This window comes from Sphingosinicella sp. LHD-64 (assembly GCF_031157375.1).
In the GTDB taxonomy this organism is placed as follows: Bacteria; Pseudomonadota; Alphaproteobacteria; order Sphingomonadales; family Sphingomonadaceae; genus Allosphingosinicella.
The window spans coordinates 547037-562558 of record NZ_JAVIFV010000001.1 but is presented as its reverse complement, the minus strand read 5'-3'; the positions used below and the strand labels follow the sequence as shown (position 1 = coordinate 562558).

The 15522-nt window shown below is 68.0% G+C and carries 14 protein-coding genes; 7 read left to right on the top strand and 7 right to left on the bottom strand.

Annotated features, from left to right (window positions below; all coding sequences use genetic code 11):
• Nucleotides 1-60: 60 nt before the first annotated feature.
• Complete coding sequence (locus RCO27_RS02750; protein WP_309001107.1) at nucleotides 61-264, bottom strand: hypothetical protein; 204 nt, start codon at nucleotides 262-264, stop codon at nucleotides 61-63.
• Nucleotides 265-411: 147 nt separating this feature from the next.
• Nucleotides 412-891 (bottom strand): twin-arginine translocation signal domain-containing protein, encoded by a 480-nt coding sequence (locus RCO27_RS02745; RefSeq protein ID WP_309001106.1) that lies wholly within the window; start codon nucleotides 889-891, stop codon nucleotides 412-414.
• Nucleotides 892-1194: 303 nt separating this feature from the next.
• Between RCO27_RS02745 and RCO27_RS02740 the strand changes: the two genes are divergently transcribed.
• Nucleotides 1195-1749, top strand: a complete 555-nt coding sequence (locus tag RCO27_RS02740) for a methylated-DNA--[protein]-cysteine S-methyltransferase (protein WP_309001105.1) — start codon at nucleotides 1195-1197, stop codon at nucleotides 1747-1749.
• On the opposite strand, the gene RCO27_RS02735 is transcribed toward RCO27_RS02740, so the two are convergent.
• A complete protein-coding gene (locus RCO27_RS02735) occupies nucleotides 1746-2828 on the bottom strand; it encodes an ATP-binding protein (RefSeq protein ID WP_309001104.1) in 1083 nt (360 codons plus the stop codon). The two genes, RCO27_RS02740 and RCO27_RS02735, sit on opposite strands and share 4 nt — an antisense overlap.
• 347 nt (nucleotides 2829-3175) lie before the next feature.
• Here RCO27_RS02735 and addA point away from each other — a divergent pair, with 347 nt between their 5' ends.
• From addA to secA, 4 genes are all read left to right on the top strand, one after another.
• Complete coding sequence (gene addA, locus RCO27_RS02730; protein ID WP_309001103.1) at nucleotides 3176-6568, top strand: double-strand break repair helicase AddA; 3393 nt, start codon at nucleotides 3176-3178, stop codon at nucleotides 6566-6568.
• Nucleotides 6569-6622: 54 nt separating this feature from the next.
• Nucleotides 6623-6943 carry a thioredoxin TrxA gene (trxA, locus tag RCO27_RS02725; protein WP_309001102.1) on the top strand — a complete coding sequence of 107 codons (321 nt, stop codon included), beginning with the start codon at nucleotides 6623-6625 and terminating at the stop codon, nucleotides 6941-6943.
• Between the two features lie 69 nt (nucleotides 6944-7012).
• Nucleotides 7013-7276 carry a hypothetical protein gene (locus RCO27_RS02720; RefSeq protein ID WP_309001101.1) on the top strand — a complete coding sequence of 88 codons (264 nt, stop codon included), beginning with the start codon at nucleotides 7013-7015 and terminating at the stop codon, nucleotides 7274-7276.
• 95 nt (nucleotides 7277-7371) lie between these two features.
• Entirely contained in the window at nucleotides 7372-10104 is a 2733-nt protein-coding gene (gene secA / locus RCO27_RS02715; protein ID WP_309001100.1) for a preprotein translocase subunit SecA, read from the top strand.
• Nucleotides 10105-10146: 42 nt separating this feature from the next.
• Here the strand turns inward: secA and RCO27_RS02710 are convergent, their stop codons facing one another.
• Nucleotides 10147-10758 carry a hemerythrin domain-containing protein gene (locus RCO27_RS02710; RefSeq protein ID WP_309001099.1) on the bottom strand — a complete coding sequence of 204 codons (612 nt, stop codon included), beginning with the start codon at nucleotides 10756-10758 and terminating at the stop codon, nucleotides 10147-10149.
• A 159-nt stretch (nucleotides 10759-10917) separates the two neighbouring features.
• Between RCO27_RS02710 and RCO27_RS02705 the strand changes: the two genes are divergently transcribed.
• Nucleotides 10918-12261, top strand: coding sequence for a TIR domain-containing protein (locus RCO27_RS02705; protein WP_309001098.1), 1344 nt, complete (start codon nucleotides 10918-10920; stop codon nucleotides 12259-12261).
• A 149-nt stretch (nucleotides 12262-12410) separates the two neighbouring features.
• On the opposite strand, the gene RCO27_RS02700 is transcribed toward RCO27_RS02705, so the two are convergent.
• Genes RCO27_RS02700 through RCO27_RS02690 form a run of 3 tightly spaced genes read right to left on the bottom strand, consistent with a single transcriptional unit; the run spans nucleotide 12411 to nucleotide 14806 of the window.
• Nucleotides 12411-13295: an alpha/beta hydrolase gene (locus RCO27_RS02700; protein WP_309001097.1), complete on the bottom strand. Its 885-nt coding sequence runs from the start codon at nucleotides 13293-13295 to the stop codon at nucleotides 12411-12413.
• 41 nt (nucleotides 13296-13336) lie between these two features.
• Complete coding sequence (locus RCO27_RS02695; protein WP_309001096.1) at nucleotides 13337-13765, bottom strand: OsmC family protein; 429 nt, start codon at nucleotides 13763-13765, stop codon at nucleotides 13337-13339.
• Between the two features lie 36 nt (nucleotides 13766-13801).
• Nucleotides 13802-14806, bottom strand: a complete 1005-nt coding sequence (locus tag RCO27_RS02690; protein WP_309001095.1) for a WYL domain-containing protein — start codon at nucleotides 14804-14806, stop codon at nucleotides 13802-13804.
• Between the two features lie 84 nt (nucleotides 14807-14890).
• Between RCO27_RS02690 and RCO27_RS02685 the strand changes: the two genes are divergently transcribed.
• Nucleotides 14891-15499: a DUF1579 domain-containing protein gene (locus RCO27_RS02685; RefSeq protein WP_309001094.1), complete on the top strand. Its 609-nt coding sequence runs from the start codon at nucleotides 14891-14893 to the stop codon at nucleotides 15497-15499.
• The last annotated feature ends 23 nt before the right edge of the window (nucleotides 15500-15522 follow it).

The following is a 15522-nucleotide window of genomic DNA, read 5'->3' as shown; positions in this document are numbered from 1 at the left end:
GACCGGGTGGTTCAGGGCCAGAATGCAGGTGGCGCCGGCGAAGTTCCGGCGCGAGCGGGTTCAGCTCTTGTCGTTCTTGCGATTGCGGCTGGCATAGAGAAGGGCGGCCACCAGCGCCGCCGAGCCGACGCCGATCGCCGCGCCGGTGACGAGCTGGCGGGTGCGCTTCGTTCCGGCCGCCTTGTCCGCCGAACGCTTGGCTGCGGCCGCTTCCTCGAGAATGCTCGGGGTCTCGTCTTCACTGTCGCTGGGCTCGCCGGACATCGTTCCTCGCTCATTTGCGGATCGGACCATCGTCTTTAGCGGCTCCGGCGCAGATAGGAAACCGGCGGCCGCGCCGGATGTGACGAAGAGACGGCAGCCGGCGCCGCCGTCCCTCCTGTCGCGCGCGTCGTCGCTGTGGGTGAGGGCCTAGCGGCGGTTGCCGCGCCGTCCGCGACCATTGCCGGGGGGGTCGGCATCCGGGCCGGTGTCGCCGTCGGTAATGCCCGAGCGGCGCCCGCAGCTGCGGCCGTTGCCCGGCGGATCGCGATAGGTGCCGCTGTCGGTATCGCTGCAGCCGCTTTGGCGCCTGCAGCTGCGGCCGTTGCCCGGTGGATCGCGATAGGTGCCGCTGTCGGTGTCACTGCAGCCGCTTTGGCGCCTGCAGCTGCGGCCGTTACCCGGCGGATCGCGATAGGTGCCGCTGTCGGTGTCGCTGCAGCCGCTTCGGCGTCCGCAGCTGCGACCGTTGCCCGGTGGATCACTATAGGTGCCGCTGTCGGTGTCGCTGCAGCCGGTCTGGGCCGTCGCCTCGTCGCTGATCAGGGTCAGGGCGGCACCGCCGACGATAACCCCGCCGGCCACCCGCCCGAGAAACGAGCGACGGCTCAGCTTCCGTGTGGGTTTCATGTCTGATCTCCCCTGTGTCCGGGCGGCATTGCGAACCCAAGGCAGCCACGCCGTCCGCAACAACCAGACGTTTCGAACAGTAGATGAACCGCAGGGGCTGTCAAGCAGCCGCAAAGGCTGGAATCCGTGCAATCGGGAGGGATGACCGCCACCGGATTCGCGCTGTTCGAAACCCCGCTCGGGCTCTGCGGTCGCAGGCCGTCTTAGCCTGTCCCGGGCGTGAAGCCAAACCGGCGACGGGGACCGCTGTTCCCCCGCAAGGAACGGGAAGGCATGCGCTGTATCGCCGGCTAGAAGGGCGATATGAACGACTCAGGATTCACCTTGTTCGATACGCCGCTCGGCCCCTGCGGGATCGCGTGGGGCCAGGATGGCCTGCGCGGCCTCCAGCTCCCCGAGCCGACCGAGGCCGGGGCGCGGGCGCGGCTCGCGCGGCGCTTTCCCGATCTCGAGGATACGGAGCCGCCGGAGTCCATTTGTGCGATCACCGTCCGGATAGTCGCCCATCTCGGCGGTGGCCGCGACGACTATGCCGACGTGCCGATCGATTTCGCGCGGGTCGGCGATTGGGAAGCGTCGGTGTATCGCGCCGCTTTGGCGATCCCTGCCGGCGAGACGCGGACCTACGGCCAGCTCGCAAGCGGCCTCGGCGATCCCGGCGCGGCGCAGGCGGTGGGGCAGGCGCTCGGCCGCAATCCCTGGCCGATCGTCGTACCGTGCCATCGGATCACGGCTGCGGACGGCCGCACCGGCGGCTTCTCGGCACCCGGTGGCGCGGCGACCAAGCTCAAGCTGCTCGAGATCGAAGGCGCGCTTGCCGCCGAACGGCTGCCGCTTTTCGCGCCGCGCGACGCCTAGGCGGGCGGCGTCGCCCGCGGCAGGGTGAAACGGAACACGGCGCCGCCGCCATCGCGCGGCGCGCCCTCGATCGTGCCGCCATGCGCTTCGACGATCGTACGGCTGATCGACAGGCCGACGCCGAGCCCCTTATCCTTGCCGCTGCTGAACGGCGTGAACAGCTCGCGCCGTATGTCCTCGTCGAGACCTGCGCCGGTATCCTCGACGGCGACCTCGATCTGGCCGTCAGGTGAGAGGCCGGTGCTGATCGTCACCCGGCGCAGCTCGGCGCCGCGCATCGCCTCGATCGCGTTCTTGATGAGGTTGATCAGCACCTGCTGGATCTGCACCGCATCGGCCTTCACCCATTTCGCGAAGCGGTCGAGCCGGAACTGGATCTCCACGCCTTCGCTCTGGGCGTGCGGCAGGACGAGCACCGACGCGTCGGCGACGATCGTCTGGATGTCGTGGGTTTCGGTCTCGGTGCGCCCCTTGGCGACGAAGGCGCGAAGTCGCTTCAGGAGCTCGGTCGCCCGTTCGGTCGAGGTCGCGGCGAAGCCGAGCGCCTGTCGCGCATCCCGTGCCTGGGCGGCGGGGACGGCCTGGAGCAGGCGGCGTGCGCTGTTCACGTAGTTGCCGACGACGGTCAGCGGCTGGCTGAGCTCATGGGCCAGGGTCGCCGCCATCGCCCCCATCGCGCTCATCCGCGAGGCGTGGATGAGTTCGCTCTGTGTGCGTCTGAGCTCTTCCTCCGTCTCGCGCTGGCTGCTGACGTCACGAAAGAAGATGGCAAGCCCGTCCCGGCTCGGATAGGCGCGCGTCTCGATCCAGGCCTGCCGCCCGTCGGGCCAGGTGTAGAGGTGCTCGAACGAGACTGGCCGGCGGTCGTGCATGGCTTCCCTGAGCAGATGGCCGAGCTGGCCGTCCTTCACATTCGGCCACGAGTCCCAGAGCGACCTGCCGACGATCTTCGCGGCGGGACGGCCGTCGATCCGCTCGCCCTCCGCATTCATTTCCAGCACTGTGAAGCCGGTGTCGACGAGCACGAAGCCTTCACTGATCAGCTGCAGTATCTCACGTGACCGGTCCTGTGCGCCCACCCCCGTGGTCTCCTTAGAGTGACCTGTTTGAACTACAGTCTCGCGCGGATTCAAAATCTTTCGCTCGCATTCATAAAATATGTTAACTTTCGATCTTTCTCAATTTTCTCAATTCTTTGCAAGGCAAAGTGCGCGTCGCTTGCTAGCATCTCGCTGCCGCAGTGCATCCTTGGCCGCGGCCTCGGCGACGCGTCCCGGTGCCGATCCCATGCCGAATGCGGGCGTCGCTGAGTCGAACCGGGGGACCATATCATATCCCGCCCGTTTGCGCAGGGCGTGACGGATGACGGACGGGCGGCTAGCGTTATGGCGATGTCGTTCCGGTCCACGATCGAGGCTCGCCGCCGATGAGTCGCCTCAGGCCGCTTGCCGTGCTGGAGGGGGACCAGCTCCGGGCCTCGCATCCGCGCGACCATGCGGCGCTGTCGGCCTCGGCGGGCACGGGCAAGACCCATGTGCTGACCGCCCGGGTGCTGCGGCTGCTGCTCGCCGGCGTCGACCCGGCCTCGATCCTCTGCCTCACCTTCACCAAGGCCGGCGCCGCCGAAATGGCCGAGCGCATCCATGCCCGGCTCGCTTATTGGGTGCGGCTCAAGGACGCCGAACTCGGCGCCGAGCTGCTCGCGCTCGACGAGGATCCCGGTCCGGAGACGCGGGCGCTGGCCCGTACCCTTTTCGCCCGCGTGCTGGAGGCGACCGGTGGGGGCCTGCGCATCCAGACGATCCACGCCTTCGCCCAGAGCCTGCTCGCCGCTTTCCCGACCGAAGCGGAGCTGGTGCCGGGCTTCCGCCCGCTGGACGGACGTGACGAGCAGCTGCTGGCCCGTACCGCGCTCGCCGACTTGCTGGTCCGTTCGGAAGCCGAAGGCGACCTGGGCCTGATCGCCGACATGCAGGCGCTGAGCCTGCGCCTGGGAGAAGGCGGTGCCGAGAGCTTTCTCAAGGCCTGCGCCCGTGCGCCCGACGCCATGACGACGCTTGGCGTCCGCGGAGGGATCGAGGCCCGCCTGCGCCACGCCTTCGAGCTACCGCTTGGAGACATTGACGAGGCGATCGCTGCCGCTTGCGCCGACGACATGTTCGACATCGCCGCACTCCGGCGCATCGGCGCACTCAACGGCGCCTGGGGGACACGGAGCGGGCTGGAACGCGAAGACATGTGCGCGCGCTGGCTCGCCGCCGAGCCCGCGCAACGGGTCCGACTGCTGGCGGACCTCCATACCGTCTGGGCGAAGGCGGACGGCGAGCTGCGCAGCTTCGGCAAAGGCCAGGCGCCTCCCGATCCGGACTATGCAGCGCTTGCTGAGGCGGCGTTCGATTTCTCCGCCAGGCTTCTGTCGATGCGCGCCCGCGCAGTAATGGTCGCGAGCCTCGCCGCGGGCCTTCGCGCCGGACAGGCCTTCGCCCTGGCCTATGCCGACGCCAAGCGGGCCGCCGGCGCAGTCGATTTCGACGACCTGATCCGCCGTGCCGAGAAACTCTTGCTGACGCCGGGCATGGGCGAATGGGTGCGCTACAAGCTCGACCAGCGCACCGACCATATTCTCGTCGACGAGGCGCAGGACACCAACACGCGTCAATGGAACATCGTGCGCGCAATCGCGCTCGAATATTTCGCCGGCGAGGGCGCCCGGGGGCGCCACCGCACCATCTTCACCGTCGGCGACTACAAGCAGGCGATCTTCGGCTTTCAGGGCACCGATCCGGAGAGCTTCGACCATGCCCGTGCCTGGTTCGCGCGCGAGGCCGAAGCGATCGAGCGTGCGTTCCTCGATCTGTCGATGGATCGCAGTTTCCGCTCCGCACCCCAGATCCTGGAGGTGGTCGATCGGGTGATCGGCGATCTCGGCCATGACGCATTCGGCCTGCCGCGCCGCCCAAACCCCCACGAAAGCCATCATGCCGGCCGCACGGGCTCGGTGACATTGTGGGCGCCCTATTCCGTCGAGGCCGAAGACAATGACGGGGAGGAAGGCTGGATCGCCGAAGGCACCCGTGCCTATGCCGGCAAGCTGGCGCGGCAGGTTCGACGCTGGCTCGACCACCCCTTCCATGTGCAGAGCCGCGGCCGTCCGCTGCGCCCCGAGGACATCCTGATCCTCGTCCGCCGTCGCGGCGACCTGGCAGCCCTGCTGGTCGCCCGGCTCCATGCCGAGGGCGTGCCGGTCGCTGGCGTGGACCGGCTGCTGCTGTCTGCGCCGCTTGCGGTCCAGGACCTCCTCGCCGCTGCCCGTTTCGCGGTTCAGCCGCGCGACGATCTCAACCTCGCCAGCCTGCTCGTCTCGCCCTTGTTCGGCTGGGATCAGGACCGGCTCCACGCGGTCGCGGCCGGGCGGGACGGGCCGTTGTGGCCTCGGCTGCGCGGGCATGGCGAGACGCCGGCAGAGACTTTGCAAGGCCTTCAGGCGATCCTGGCCATGGCCGATTTCGCCACGCCGCACGGCTTCTTCGAGGCACTGCTGTCCGGCCCCTTCGGCGGGCGCCGTAAGTTGCTGGAGCGGCTCGGGCCCGAGGCGCGTGATCCGATCGAGGAGCTGTTGTCGGCGGCGCTGGAGTTCGAAGGGACGGGCACGTCGCTCCAGGGCTTCCTCGACTGGTTCGCGCGTGGCGACGTCGAGATCGTCCGCGACCCGTCGGGCCCCCGTGACGCGGTACGAGTGATGACCGTGCACGGCTCCAAGGGCCTGCAATCGCCGGTGCTGATCCTTGCCGACGCCTGCGCCGATCCGGATCGCAAGGGCCCGGGCACCGCGATGGCGGAGCTGGAACTGGCGGACGGGGCCCGCATCCCGGTCTTCCGCCCGCGCAAGGACGAGCTGGCCGAGCCGCTCGCCTCGCAAGTCGCACGCCGCGAGAAGCTCGAGCGCGAGGAACATTGGCGTCTGCTCTATGTGGCGCTCACCCGGGCGGAGGAGCGGCTCTATGTCGGCGGCGCCTTGACGTCGCGCGACCGCAACGGCGCGCCGGAGACGAGCTGGCATCGTGCGGTGGAGACTGCATTGGCGGGGCTCGGCCAAGACTGGACGGAGTCCGATCTGTGGACTCGCGAGATTCGCCTCGGCCCGGCCCCGCAACCGCAGCGGGCGCCCGCGGCCCCGGCCGAATCCTCCGTCGCTGTTCCAGGCTGGCTGTGGAGCGCGGCGCCGGTCGAATCCCGACCGCCGCGCCCGCTTGCGCCCTCGTCGATCGGCGAGGACGATGTGTCCGATCCGCCGCCGAGCCCGGACCAGCGCGCGGCAGCCTTGCGTGGCCGGCTGCTTCATCAGCTGTTCGAGCGGCTGCCCGGCGTCGCGCCACCCCTTCGGCCGACGCTGGCCGACCAGTGGCTGGAGCATGCTGCGGGAATCGCCGATCCGGCCCTCCGCGCCCTATTGGTCGCCGATGCCTGCCGTGTGATCGAGGACGCCGCCTTTGCCGAGCTGTTCGGCCCGCAAGCTCTGGCCGAGGCACCGATCGCGGCGGTCATCGCCGGCGGCGTGGTCGTCGCCGGAACGGTCGACCGGCTCCTCGTGAGCGAAACCGGAGTGCTTGTCGCCGACTTCAAGACCGGGCGTCGGGCACCGCTGGAGCTCGACCTTATCCCGCCTGCGCATTTGCGCCAGATGGCGGCCTATCGCGCCGCGCTCAGGGTCGTCTTTCCGGATCGGCCGGTCAGGGCGGCATTGCTCTACACCGCGGCCCCCATCCTGCACGCCCTGCCGGACGACTTGCTCGACGCGCATGGTCCATCGGGTGCTTGAGCGCCGCGCCCGCGCACCCTACATCCGCTTCAAAGCTCTCCAGGAGACAGATTCATGGCCACCAAGACCGTCACCGACTCCTCCTTCCAGTCCGATGTGCTTGGCGCATCCGGCCCGGTCCTCGTCGATTTCTGGGCGGAATGGTGCGGGCCGTGCAAGATGATCGCCCCCGCGCTCGAGGAGCTGAGCGAGGAGCTGGGCGAGAAGGTCACCATCGCCAAGCTGAACATCGACGAGAATCCCGATGCGCCGGCGAAATATGGCGTGCGCGGCATTCCAACGATGATCCTGTTCAAGAACGGCGAGCCGGCCGCGACCAAGGTCGGCGCCGAACCCAAGAGCCGCATCCAGGGCTGGCTCGAAGGCGCCCTCTGATCGATATAACTGCCTGATCTTACGCCCCGCCGCTGGACCTTGGCGGCGGGGCTTACTATGTGACCGGCGATGGAGCTGATCCTCGCCCTATTGTCCCTGCTGACCGCCGCGACCGGCGCGCTCACCGGCGTCCGTGCGCCGGAGGCGGGACTGCAGCAGGCCGCACAGGTCGGCACCGTCCGCGCCCTCGCGCCAAGCGCCGTGCGTGCCGCGCGCGCCGTCGTTCACCAGGCCGCGGCTACGCCCGCAGCCCCGCGCAATGTGGTCGATTCGCTTCCCGCCTTCGCGCTGACTCCGGCCGCCCCACTCGATACGGTCCGCCTGATCGAATAGGCTTTCGCCGTTCCGGCGCACCCGCCGCGCCGTCTTCAGCCCAGTTCCAGGTCCGGCCCCGCGCCGGCGCGTCCATATAAAGTCAGGATTCCACTATGTTCGGGGGTTTCGCCAAAGCCATTTTCGGATCGTCCAACGACCGTTACGTCAAGTCGCTGCGCAAGATCGTCCAGAAGGTCAACGAGTTCGAGCCGGCCATCCAGGCGCTGAGCGACGACGAGCTCAAGGCCCAGACCCAGCGCTTCAAGGAGCAGCTGGCGAACGGCGCCACGCTCGACGACATCCTGCCCGAAGCCTTCGCCACGGTTCGCGAAGCCGCCTGGCGGGTGCTCGGCCAGCGTCATTACGACGTGCAGATCATCGGCGGCATCGTCCTTCACCGCGGCGAGATCGCCGAGATGCGCACGGGCGAAGGCAAGACGCTGGTCGCGACGCTCGCGACCTATCTGAACGCGCTCGACGGCAAGGGCGTCCATGTCATCACCGTCAACGACTATCTCGCCAGGCGCGACGCTGACTGGATGGGCCAGATCTACCGCTTTCTCGGCCTTACCGTGGGCGTGATCGTCCCGAACATCGCCGATTTCCAGCGCCGCGAGGCCTATCACAGCGACATCACCTACGGCACGAACAACGAATTCGGCTTCGACTATCTGCGCGACAACATGAAGTACGAGCGCGCGCAGATGGTGCAGCGCCCGTTCAACTTCGCCATCGTCGACGAGGTCGACTCGATCCTGATCGACGAGGCGCGGACCCCGCTGATCATCTCGGGCCCGACCGAGGACAAGTCCGAGCTCTACATTGCCCTCGACCAGATCGTGAAGGCGACGCCGGCCGAGGACTATGAATATGACGAGAAGGACAAGCGCGTCCTCCTGACCGAGGACGGCACCGAGCGGATGGAGCGCCAGCTCGAGGCGGAAGGCCTGCTCGTCGGCTCCAACCTCTACGACTATGAGAACACGCAGGTCGTCCACCACCTCAATCAGGCGCTGCGGGCGAACATCGCCTACAAGCGCGACATCGACTACATCGTGAAGGACGGCAAGGTCGTCATCATCGATCCGTTCACGGGCCGCATGATGGACGGCCGGCGCTGGTCCGAGGGCCTGCACCAGGCGGTCGAGGCCAAGGAGGGCGTCGAGATCGAGCCCGAGAACCAGACGCTCGCCTCGATCACCTTCCAGAACTATTTCCGCATGTATCCGAAGCTCAGCGGCATGACCGGCACCGCCGCGACCGAGGCGGCGGAGTTCTTCGACATCTACAAGATGAACGTGGTGACGATTCCGACCCACAAGCCGGTGCTGCGCGCTGACGACGACGACGAGTTCTACAAGAACCAGAACGACAAGTTCGCGGCGATCGTCGAGGCGATCAAGGAGAAGCAGAAGATCGGCCAGCCGATCCTGGTCGGCACCGTCTCGATCGAGAAGTCCGAACTGCTCTCCGAGTTCCTGAAGAAGGCCAAGGTCAAGCACGCGGTGCTGAATGCCCGCGAGCACGAGCGCGAGGCGCATATCGTGGCCCAGGCGGGCCGGATCGGCGCCGTGACGGTCGCCACCAACATGGCCGGCCGCGGCACCGACATCCAATTGGGCGGCAATGTCGAGTTCCGGATCGAGGACGAGCTTTCCGGCATGGAGCCCGGCCCGGCCCGCGAGAAGGCCGAGGAGAAGATCCGCGCCGAGGTCGCCGAGGAGAAGGAGCGGGTGATCGCCGCCGGCGGCCTGTTCGTGCTCGGCACCGAGCGGCACGAGAGCCGGCGCATCGACAACCAGCTGCGCGGCCGCTCGGGCCGTCAGGGCGACCCGGGCCTCAGCCGCTTCTACCTGTCACTGGACGACGATCTGCTGCGCATCTTCGGCCCGCAGACGATGTTCTCGCGGCTGATGAACAAGAATCTCGCCGACGGCGAGGCGATCATCAGCCCTTGGATTTCCAAGGCGATCGAGACCGCCCAGAAGAAGGTCGAGGCGCGCAACTACGACATCCGCAAGCAGGTCGTCGAATATGACGACGTCATGAACGACCAGCGCAAGGTGATCTACGAGCAGCGCGCCGACATCATGGACGCCGCGACCGTCGGCGACGTCGTCGAGGACATGCGCACCGAGACGGTGAACGGCATCGTCGGCGAGGCGATCCCGCCCAATACCTATCCCGAGCAGTGGGACATCGAGCTCCTGAAGGAGCGGGTCGACACCGTCTTCGCCCTGCAGCCGCCCTTCGACGACTGGATGAAGGAGGATGCGGTCGATCCGGAAATCTTCGTCGAGCGGCTCCAGGGCCTGGCCGACCGGCAGATCGCCGACAAGCTTGCCGAGGTGCCGCAGGACAGCTGGATCCAGATCGAGAAGAGCATCCTGCTCCAGAGCCTCGACCATCATTGGAAGGAGCATCTGTCGATGCTCGACGCGCTGCGCCAGGTCGTGCATCTGCGTGCCTATGCGCAGAAGAAGCCGATCGACGAGTACAAGCGCGAGGCGTTCATGATGTTCGAGCGTATGCTCGGGCTGATCCGCGAGGACGTGACCTCGACGCTCGCCCGCGCCCGCTTCTCGATGCAGCCGGCCGAGCTGCCGCCGATGCCCGACTTCATCACCCACCATATCGACCCGTTCTCGGGCGAGGACGATACGGCGGACATCGATGCCGGTACCGGCGCGATCCTGTCGCGCCTGCCGCCGCTTGCCGTCCCGCAGTCGGAACTGCTGCCGGTCGGCGCCGGCGAAGGCGAGGTGGCCGCGCCGACGAGCCGCAACGCCCCGTGCCCCTGCGGCTCGGGACGCAAGTACAAGCACTGCCACGGGGCCGGAGCCTAGATTCTCGCCCCTCCCGCCGGACTCGCGGGACGGGCGAAAGCCTCATGCCAGCTTCATCCCTTCGCGGCTCATCGCGTGGAAGAGCCTGGCATTCTGCTCGTCCGAAAGCTCGCGCTTGAGGGCCGGGAAGACCTCGCGCTCCTCCATCTGCATGTGCTTCTGGAGCAGGCTGCGGAAATCGCGGATCTTGGCCAGCCATTCCGGACTGTCGGCCTCCATGTTCTCCAGCTCGTAGAGAAAGGTCTTCACATAACCGTGCTCGGCGTTGAGCGCGTCGGCGTCATGCGCGGAATTGGCGTCGCGCAGCGCCGGGTAGATCACGTTCTCCTCCTCGATCGCATGCTTGCCGAGCGCGTTCTTGACCTTGGTCAGGAGATGCTTGCGGATCGTCGTCTGGTGGTTCTCGGTCGCCTCGATCTTGTCGAACAGCGCCAGCACCATCGCATGCTCGTTCGCCAGCGTCTCGGCCCAGTCGCCCGACGCACCGGCGAGGCCCTGGACGACGAACTTGCGTCCGAGATTCGCCGCCAGCCCGACGGCGGCGCCGGCGACCGCCGCGGCCGCCAGGGTGCCGGCCGACCCGGCCGACCAGGTGAAGGCCGGGCGGCTGCGATTGCCCTGCCGTGACGTGCTTTCGCGTGTTTTGGTGGCCATTTTCCTCTCTCCCATCGGTTTCCCGTCCAAACCGATGCTGGCCGCCAATGTTCCTCTCTTCCGAGCTAAGCCGTTTGAAACGAAGGATTTCCTGACGGCCACGAAATGACTATCCCAAACCTGTCGGCAGCCATGCTAAGGCCCGGCGAGGAGTGCTTCATGGTCGATGTGTTCATTTCCTATGCGCGGGACAATCAGGACGTCGCCAAGCGCCTCGCCGAGGCGGTCGCGCGCGACGGCTACGATGTCTGGTGGGACGACGACATCCCCCCGCACGTCTCCTACAGCGAGCTGATCAGCGAGAAGATCGCCACCGCCAAGGCGGCGATCGTCGTCTGGTCGAAGAGCGCGGCAGCCTCCGAATGGGTGCGCGCCGAGGCCGACATGGGCCGCAGCGCCCGCAAGCTCATCCAGACCTCGGTCGACGGCACCACGCCGCCGCTCCCCTTCAACCTGATCCAGTTCGCTGCGATCGGCGACTGGCAGGGCGAGGACGATCATCCCGGCTGGAAGGCGGTGAAGACCAGCATCCGCGCACTCTGCGGCCCGCCGTCGGCGACGCCCGGCACGATCCAGGCCGCGCTGCCGCCCGACCTGCCGCCGCCGCCGCCTCCGCCACCCCCGCCATCACCTTCCCCCGCGGCGACGCAGCCGATGGCGGCGCTCTTGACCACGCCGCCGGTTCAGCAGGGGGGCGGCAACCGAGGCATTCTGGCGATCGCCGGGGTCGGCGGCGCGGCGGTGCTCGCGCTCGGCGCCTTCCTGTGGTGGCGGGGCGATCCGCCCGCGCCGCAGGATCCGACACCGGCGACCAACCAGCCGCAAGCCCTTGCGCAGAATCAGCCCGAGACCACCCAGCCGACGAACCAGCAGCGGCCGGTCGCGACGCCGGTTGCGCCGCAGCAGGCCGATCCGGCGCTGTTCACCCGCGCCGCGGCGATCCAGGGCGCCGAGAGCATCAACATTCATGCCGGCCCGGCCGAGGGCTTCGGCGTGATCGCCCGGGCGGGCGCGACCGATCCGCTCACCACCTACCCGCAGACCGCGCCCTGGTGGCGGGTGCGCACCGCCAGCGGCCGCGTCGGCTATGTCCTGGCCTCCCGCATCCGGTTGCTCGAGCCGGGCGCGGTGCCGGGAGCACCGCCCGTCACCGTGCCGGGCGAGGAACCCCCGGAGGCGCCGCCGGCCCAGGCGTCGATGGAGGGCCGCTGGAGCGTCTTCTGGGTCTGGGGCGGCGTCCGCCACAGCGGCACGATGAACGTCACCGGCAATTCGGCCGCGATCAACATCAACGTTGGCAGCGACTATCGCATCCGCGAGGATTGCCGCGTGCGCACGACCGGCGCGACGGTCCGCATCAACTGCTTCAACGTCCGCGTGCTCGAAGGGAAGGGGACCTATTCGCCCGATTCCTTCGATCTCCGGCTCAGCAACGCGCGGGTGATCCGGGGCAATGTCAGCGACACCAACGCCCGCGTCCCGGCCACCTTCACGCGCCACTGAGCGAGGCTGGCCTCTTTTCCGTCATTGCGAGGATCGAAGTGACGAAGCAATCCAGCGGGCTTCAACGCACCCTGGATTGCTTCGCGGAGTTTATCCTGAGCGACGCCGCAGGCGGCGTCGAAGGGCTCGCAATGACGGCTTTCGGCAGATCAGGCCGGGATCGCCGGATTGACGATCAGGCTTTCCGTGCCGGTCGGGAGCTGCTCGCCCTTCACGAAGGCGAGGAGATCGGCATTGATGATGTCGGCATGGGTCGTGCACATGCCGTGCGGCAGGCCCTCGTAGCTCTTGAGCGTGCCGTTCTTCAGCAGCTTCGCCGAGAGCGGCGCGGAATCGTCATAGGGCACGATCTGGTCGTCGGTGCCATGCATGACGAGCACCGGCAGCTCGATCGCCTTCAGATCGTCGGTGAAGTCGGTTTCCGAGAAGGCCTTGATGCAGTCGTAATGGGCCTTTGTGCCGCCCATCATGCCCTGCCGCCACCAGTTCCAGATCACGCCCTGATCGACCTTCGCGCCCGGCCGGTTGTAGCCGTAGAAGGGGCCGCTCGGGATATCGAGGAAGTTCTGCGCGCGGTTTGCCGCGAGTCCCGCGCGGAAGCCGTCGAACACCTCGATCGGCAGTCCGCCCGGATTGGCCTCGGTCTTCAGCATGATCGGGGGCACCGCGCCGATGATGACCGCTTTGGCGACCCGGCCCGGTTCGGATCGGGCGACATAATGGACGACCTCGCCGCCGCCGGTCGAATGGCCGACATGGACGGCGTCCCGGATGTCGAGCGCCGCGGCGAGCTCCTTCACGTCGCGGGCATAGGTGTCCATCTCGTTGCCGGTGTCGGTCTGGGTCGAGCGGCCGTGGCCACGCCGGTCATGGGCGATCACCCGGTAGCCTTCATGCAGGAAGAACAGCATCTGGCTATCCCAGTCGTCCGCGCTGAGCGGCCAGCCATGGTGGAACCAGATGGTCTCGGCGTCCTTCGCGCCCCAGTCCTTGTAGAAAATCTCGGTCCCGTCGCTGGTGGTGAAGGTCGGCATGGCACGTCTCCTGCTGGCAAAGTCCCCCGGTGACGAAATGTTCAGGCGAGCGCGGCGTCGAGCGTGATCTCGGGATTGAGCGCCTTCGAGATCGGGCAGCCGGCCTTCGCCTTGTTGGCGAGTTCGTGAAACTGACTCTCCTCGATGCCCGGGATACTGGCGCGCAGCGTCAGCTTGATCGCGGTGATCGAAAAGCCGCCCTCGACCTGCTCGAGCGTGACGTCAGCGTTTGTCTCCATCCGCTCGGCGGTGTGGCCCGCCTCCTGCAGGATCAGCGACAGCGCCATGGTGAAGCAGCCGGCATGGGCGGCGCCGAGCAGTTCCTCGGGATTGGTGCCCGGCTGGCCCTCGAAGCGGCTGGCGAAGCCGTAAGGCTGTTCGCTGAGCACGCCGCTGCCGGTCGAGATCGCGCCGCGCCCGTCCTTGAGACCGCCGGTCCATGCTGCCGATGCCTTGCGAACGATCTTCATGGGCGGGTCTCCTGTTGGCGAGTCCCGTGGGTTATATCAGGAATCGGCCGCCCGGTTTGTGACATCTTCACGCCCCGCGCCGTACAGCGCGCCGAGCCGGGCGCCGATCCCGGCCAGGTGCGCGCGCAGCTCCGGCGGCGCCAGCACCTCCGCCTCGCCGGCGCCGAGCCTCAGCACCTCGCTCGCGGCATGGTCGACCGATTCCACCGGGATTTCGACGCACACCCATCCTTCGGCATCCGGCGGCCCGGCGGTATGCGCCGCCATCTCTGTCACCGCCGCGCCAAGTAGCGCGAGCAACTTGTAGCCCGCTGGCGAGACGCGCAGTGTCGCCCGGCCCCGGTAGATCCGCGTCTCGAATTCGGCCGCCCATTTCGTCCAGTAGGCGGCGAGATCGAAGTCCGCTGGCCGTTCGAACCGTTCGTCGCTGACATCCAGCCGTTGGATCGCGGCGACGCGATAGGTGAGGGGCCCCCGGCCGGCCTCGGCGACCAGGTACCAGATGCCGGCCTTGAGCACGAGGCCAAGCGGCTCCACCTCGCGGTCGCGCACATCGGTCCAGCTCTCGTAGCGGATGCGGATTCGCCGGGCGTTCCAGACGGCCGCGGCGAGCTGCGGCAGGATGTCGGCCTGCTCGGCCTTGCGGTACCAGGCGACGGGATCGAGATGGATGCGCGCCGCCGCCCGGCTCGCGCCGCGCCGGGGCTCGTCGGGGAGGGCGGCCAGCAGTTTCAGCTGCGCCGCCGCCATCGCGTCGCCAAGGCCCAGTTCTGCCGCCGGCCCGGGCAGGCCGGAGAGGAACAGGGCCTCGGCCTCCGCCGGCGTCATGCCGGTCAGCCGCGTACGGTAGCCGTCGAGCAGCTGGAAGCCGCCCATCCGGCCACGGTCGGCATAGACCGGCACGCCCGCGGCGCTGAGATCGTCAATGTCGCGATAGACGGTGCGGACCGACACCTCGAACTCGTCGGCCAGCGCCTGCGCGGTCATCCGCCCCCGGGTCTGCAGCAGCAGCAGGATCGAGAGGAGGCGACTCGCACGCATTTTTCCACCCTCGCCGAAAAATAACTGACATTAGATGACAGGTATCGGCCCGTACAAGCGTCGACGCAACTCCAGGAGAGCCATATGACCGAATCTTCCCATCTGCTCAGCCGCCGCGAGGCGCTCGGCGCGGGCTTCGCCATGGGCGCGCTGTCGACCTTCATCTCGACCGGCGCCACCGCCGCCACGGCGCAGGGCGACGCGCCGGCGGCGGGCGCCGAGCTCGATCGTCATCGCCGCGACTGGGCCTGGCTGGAAGGGCGCTGGAATGTCCGCCACCGCCGCCTCAACGGCCGGCTGGTCGGCAGCACCGACTGGCAGGAGTTCAACGGTACCTCCACGATGTGGCTGACGCTCGAGGGGCTCGGCACTGTCGACGACAACATGCTGGAGCTGCCATCGGGAATCTACCGTGCCGTCGGCATCCGCGCCTTCGATCCGGCGACCCGGCGCTGGGCGATCTGGTGGCTGGACGCCCGCAATCCGACCCGGATCGAGCCGCCGGTCTATGGCGGGTTCGAGAACGGGGTCGGCACCTTCATCGGCGATGACGTCCACAACAACCGGCCGGTCAAGGTCCGCTTCCGCTGGACCGACGTCGACACCCGCATGCCGCGCTGGGAACAGGCCTTCTCGCCGGACAATGGCACGACCTGGGAGATCAACTGGCTGATGCAGTTCACCCGCGCCTGACCGCCGACTCGGATATCTTGCGC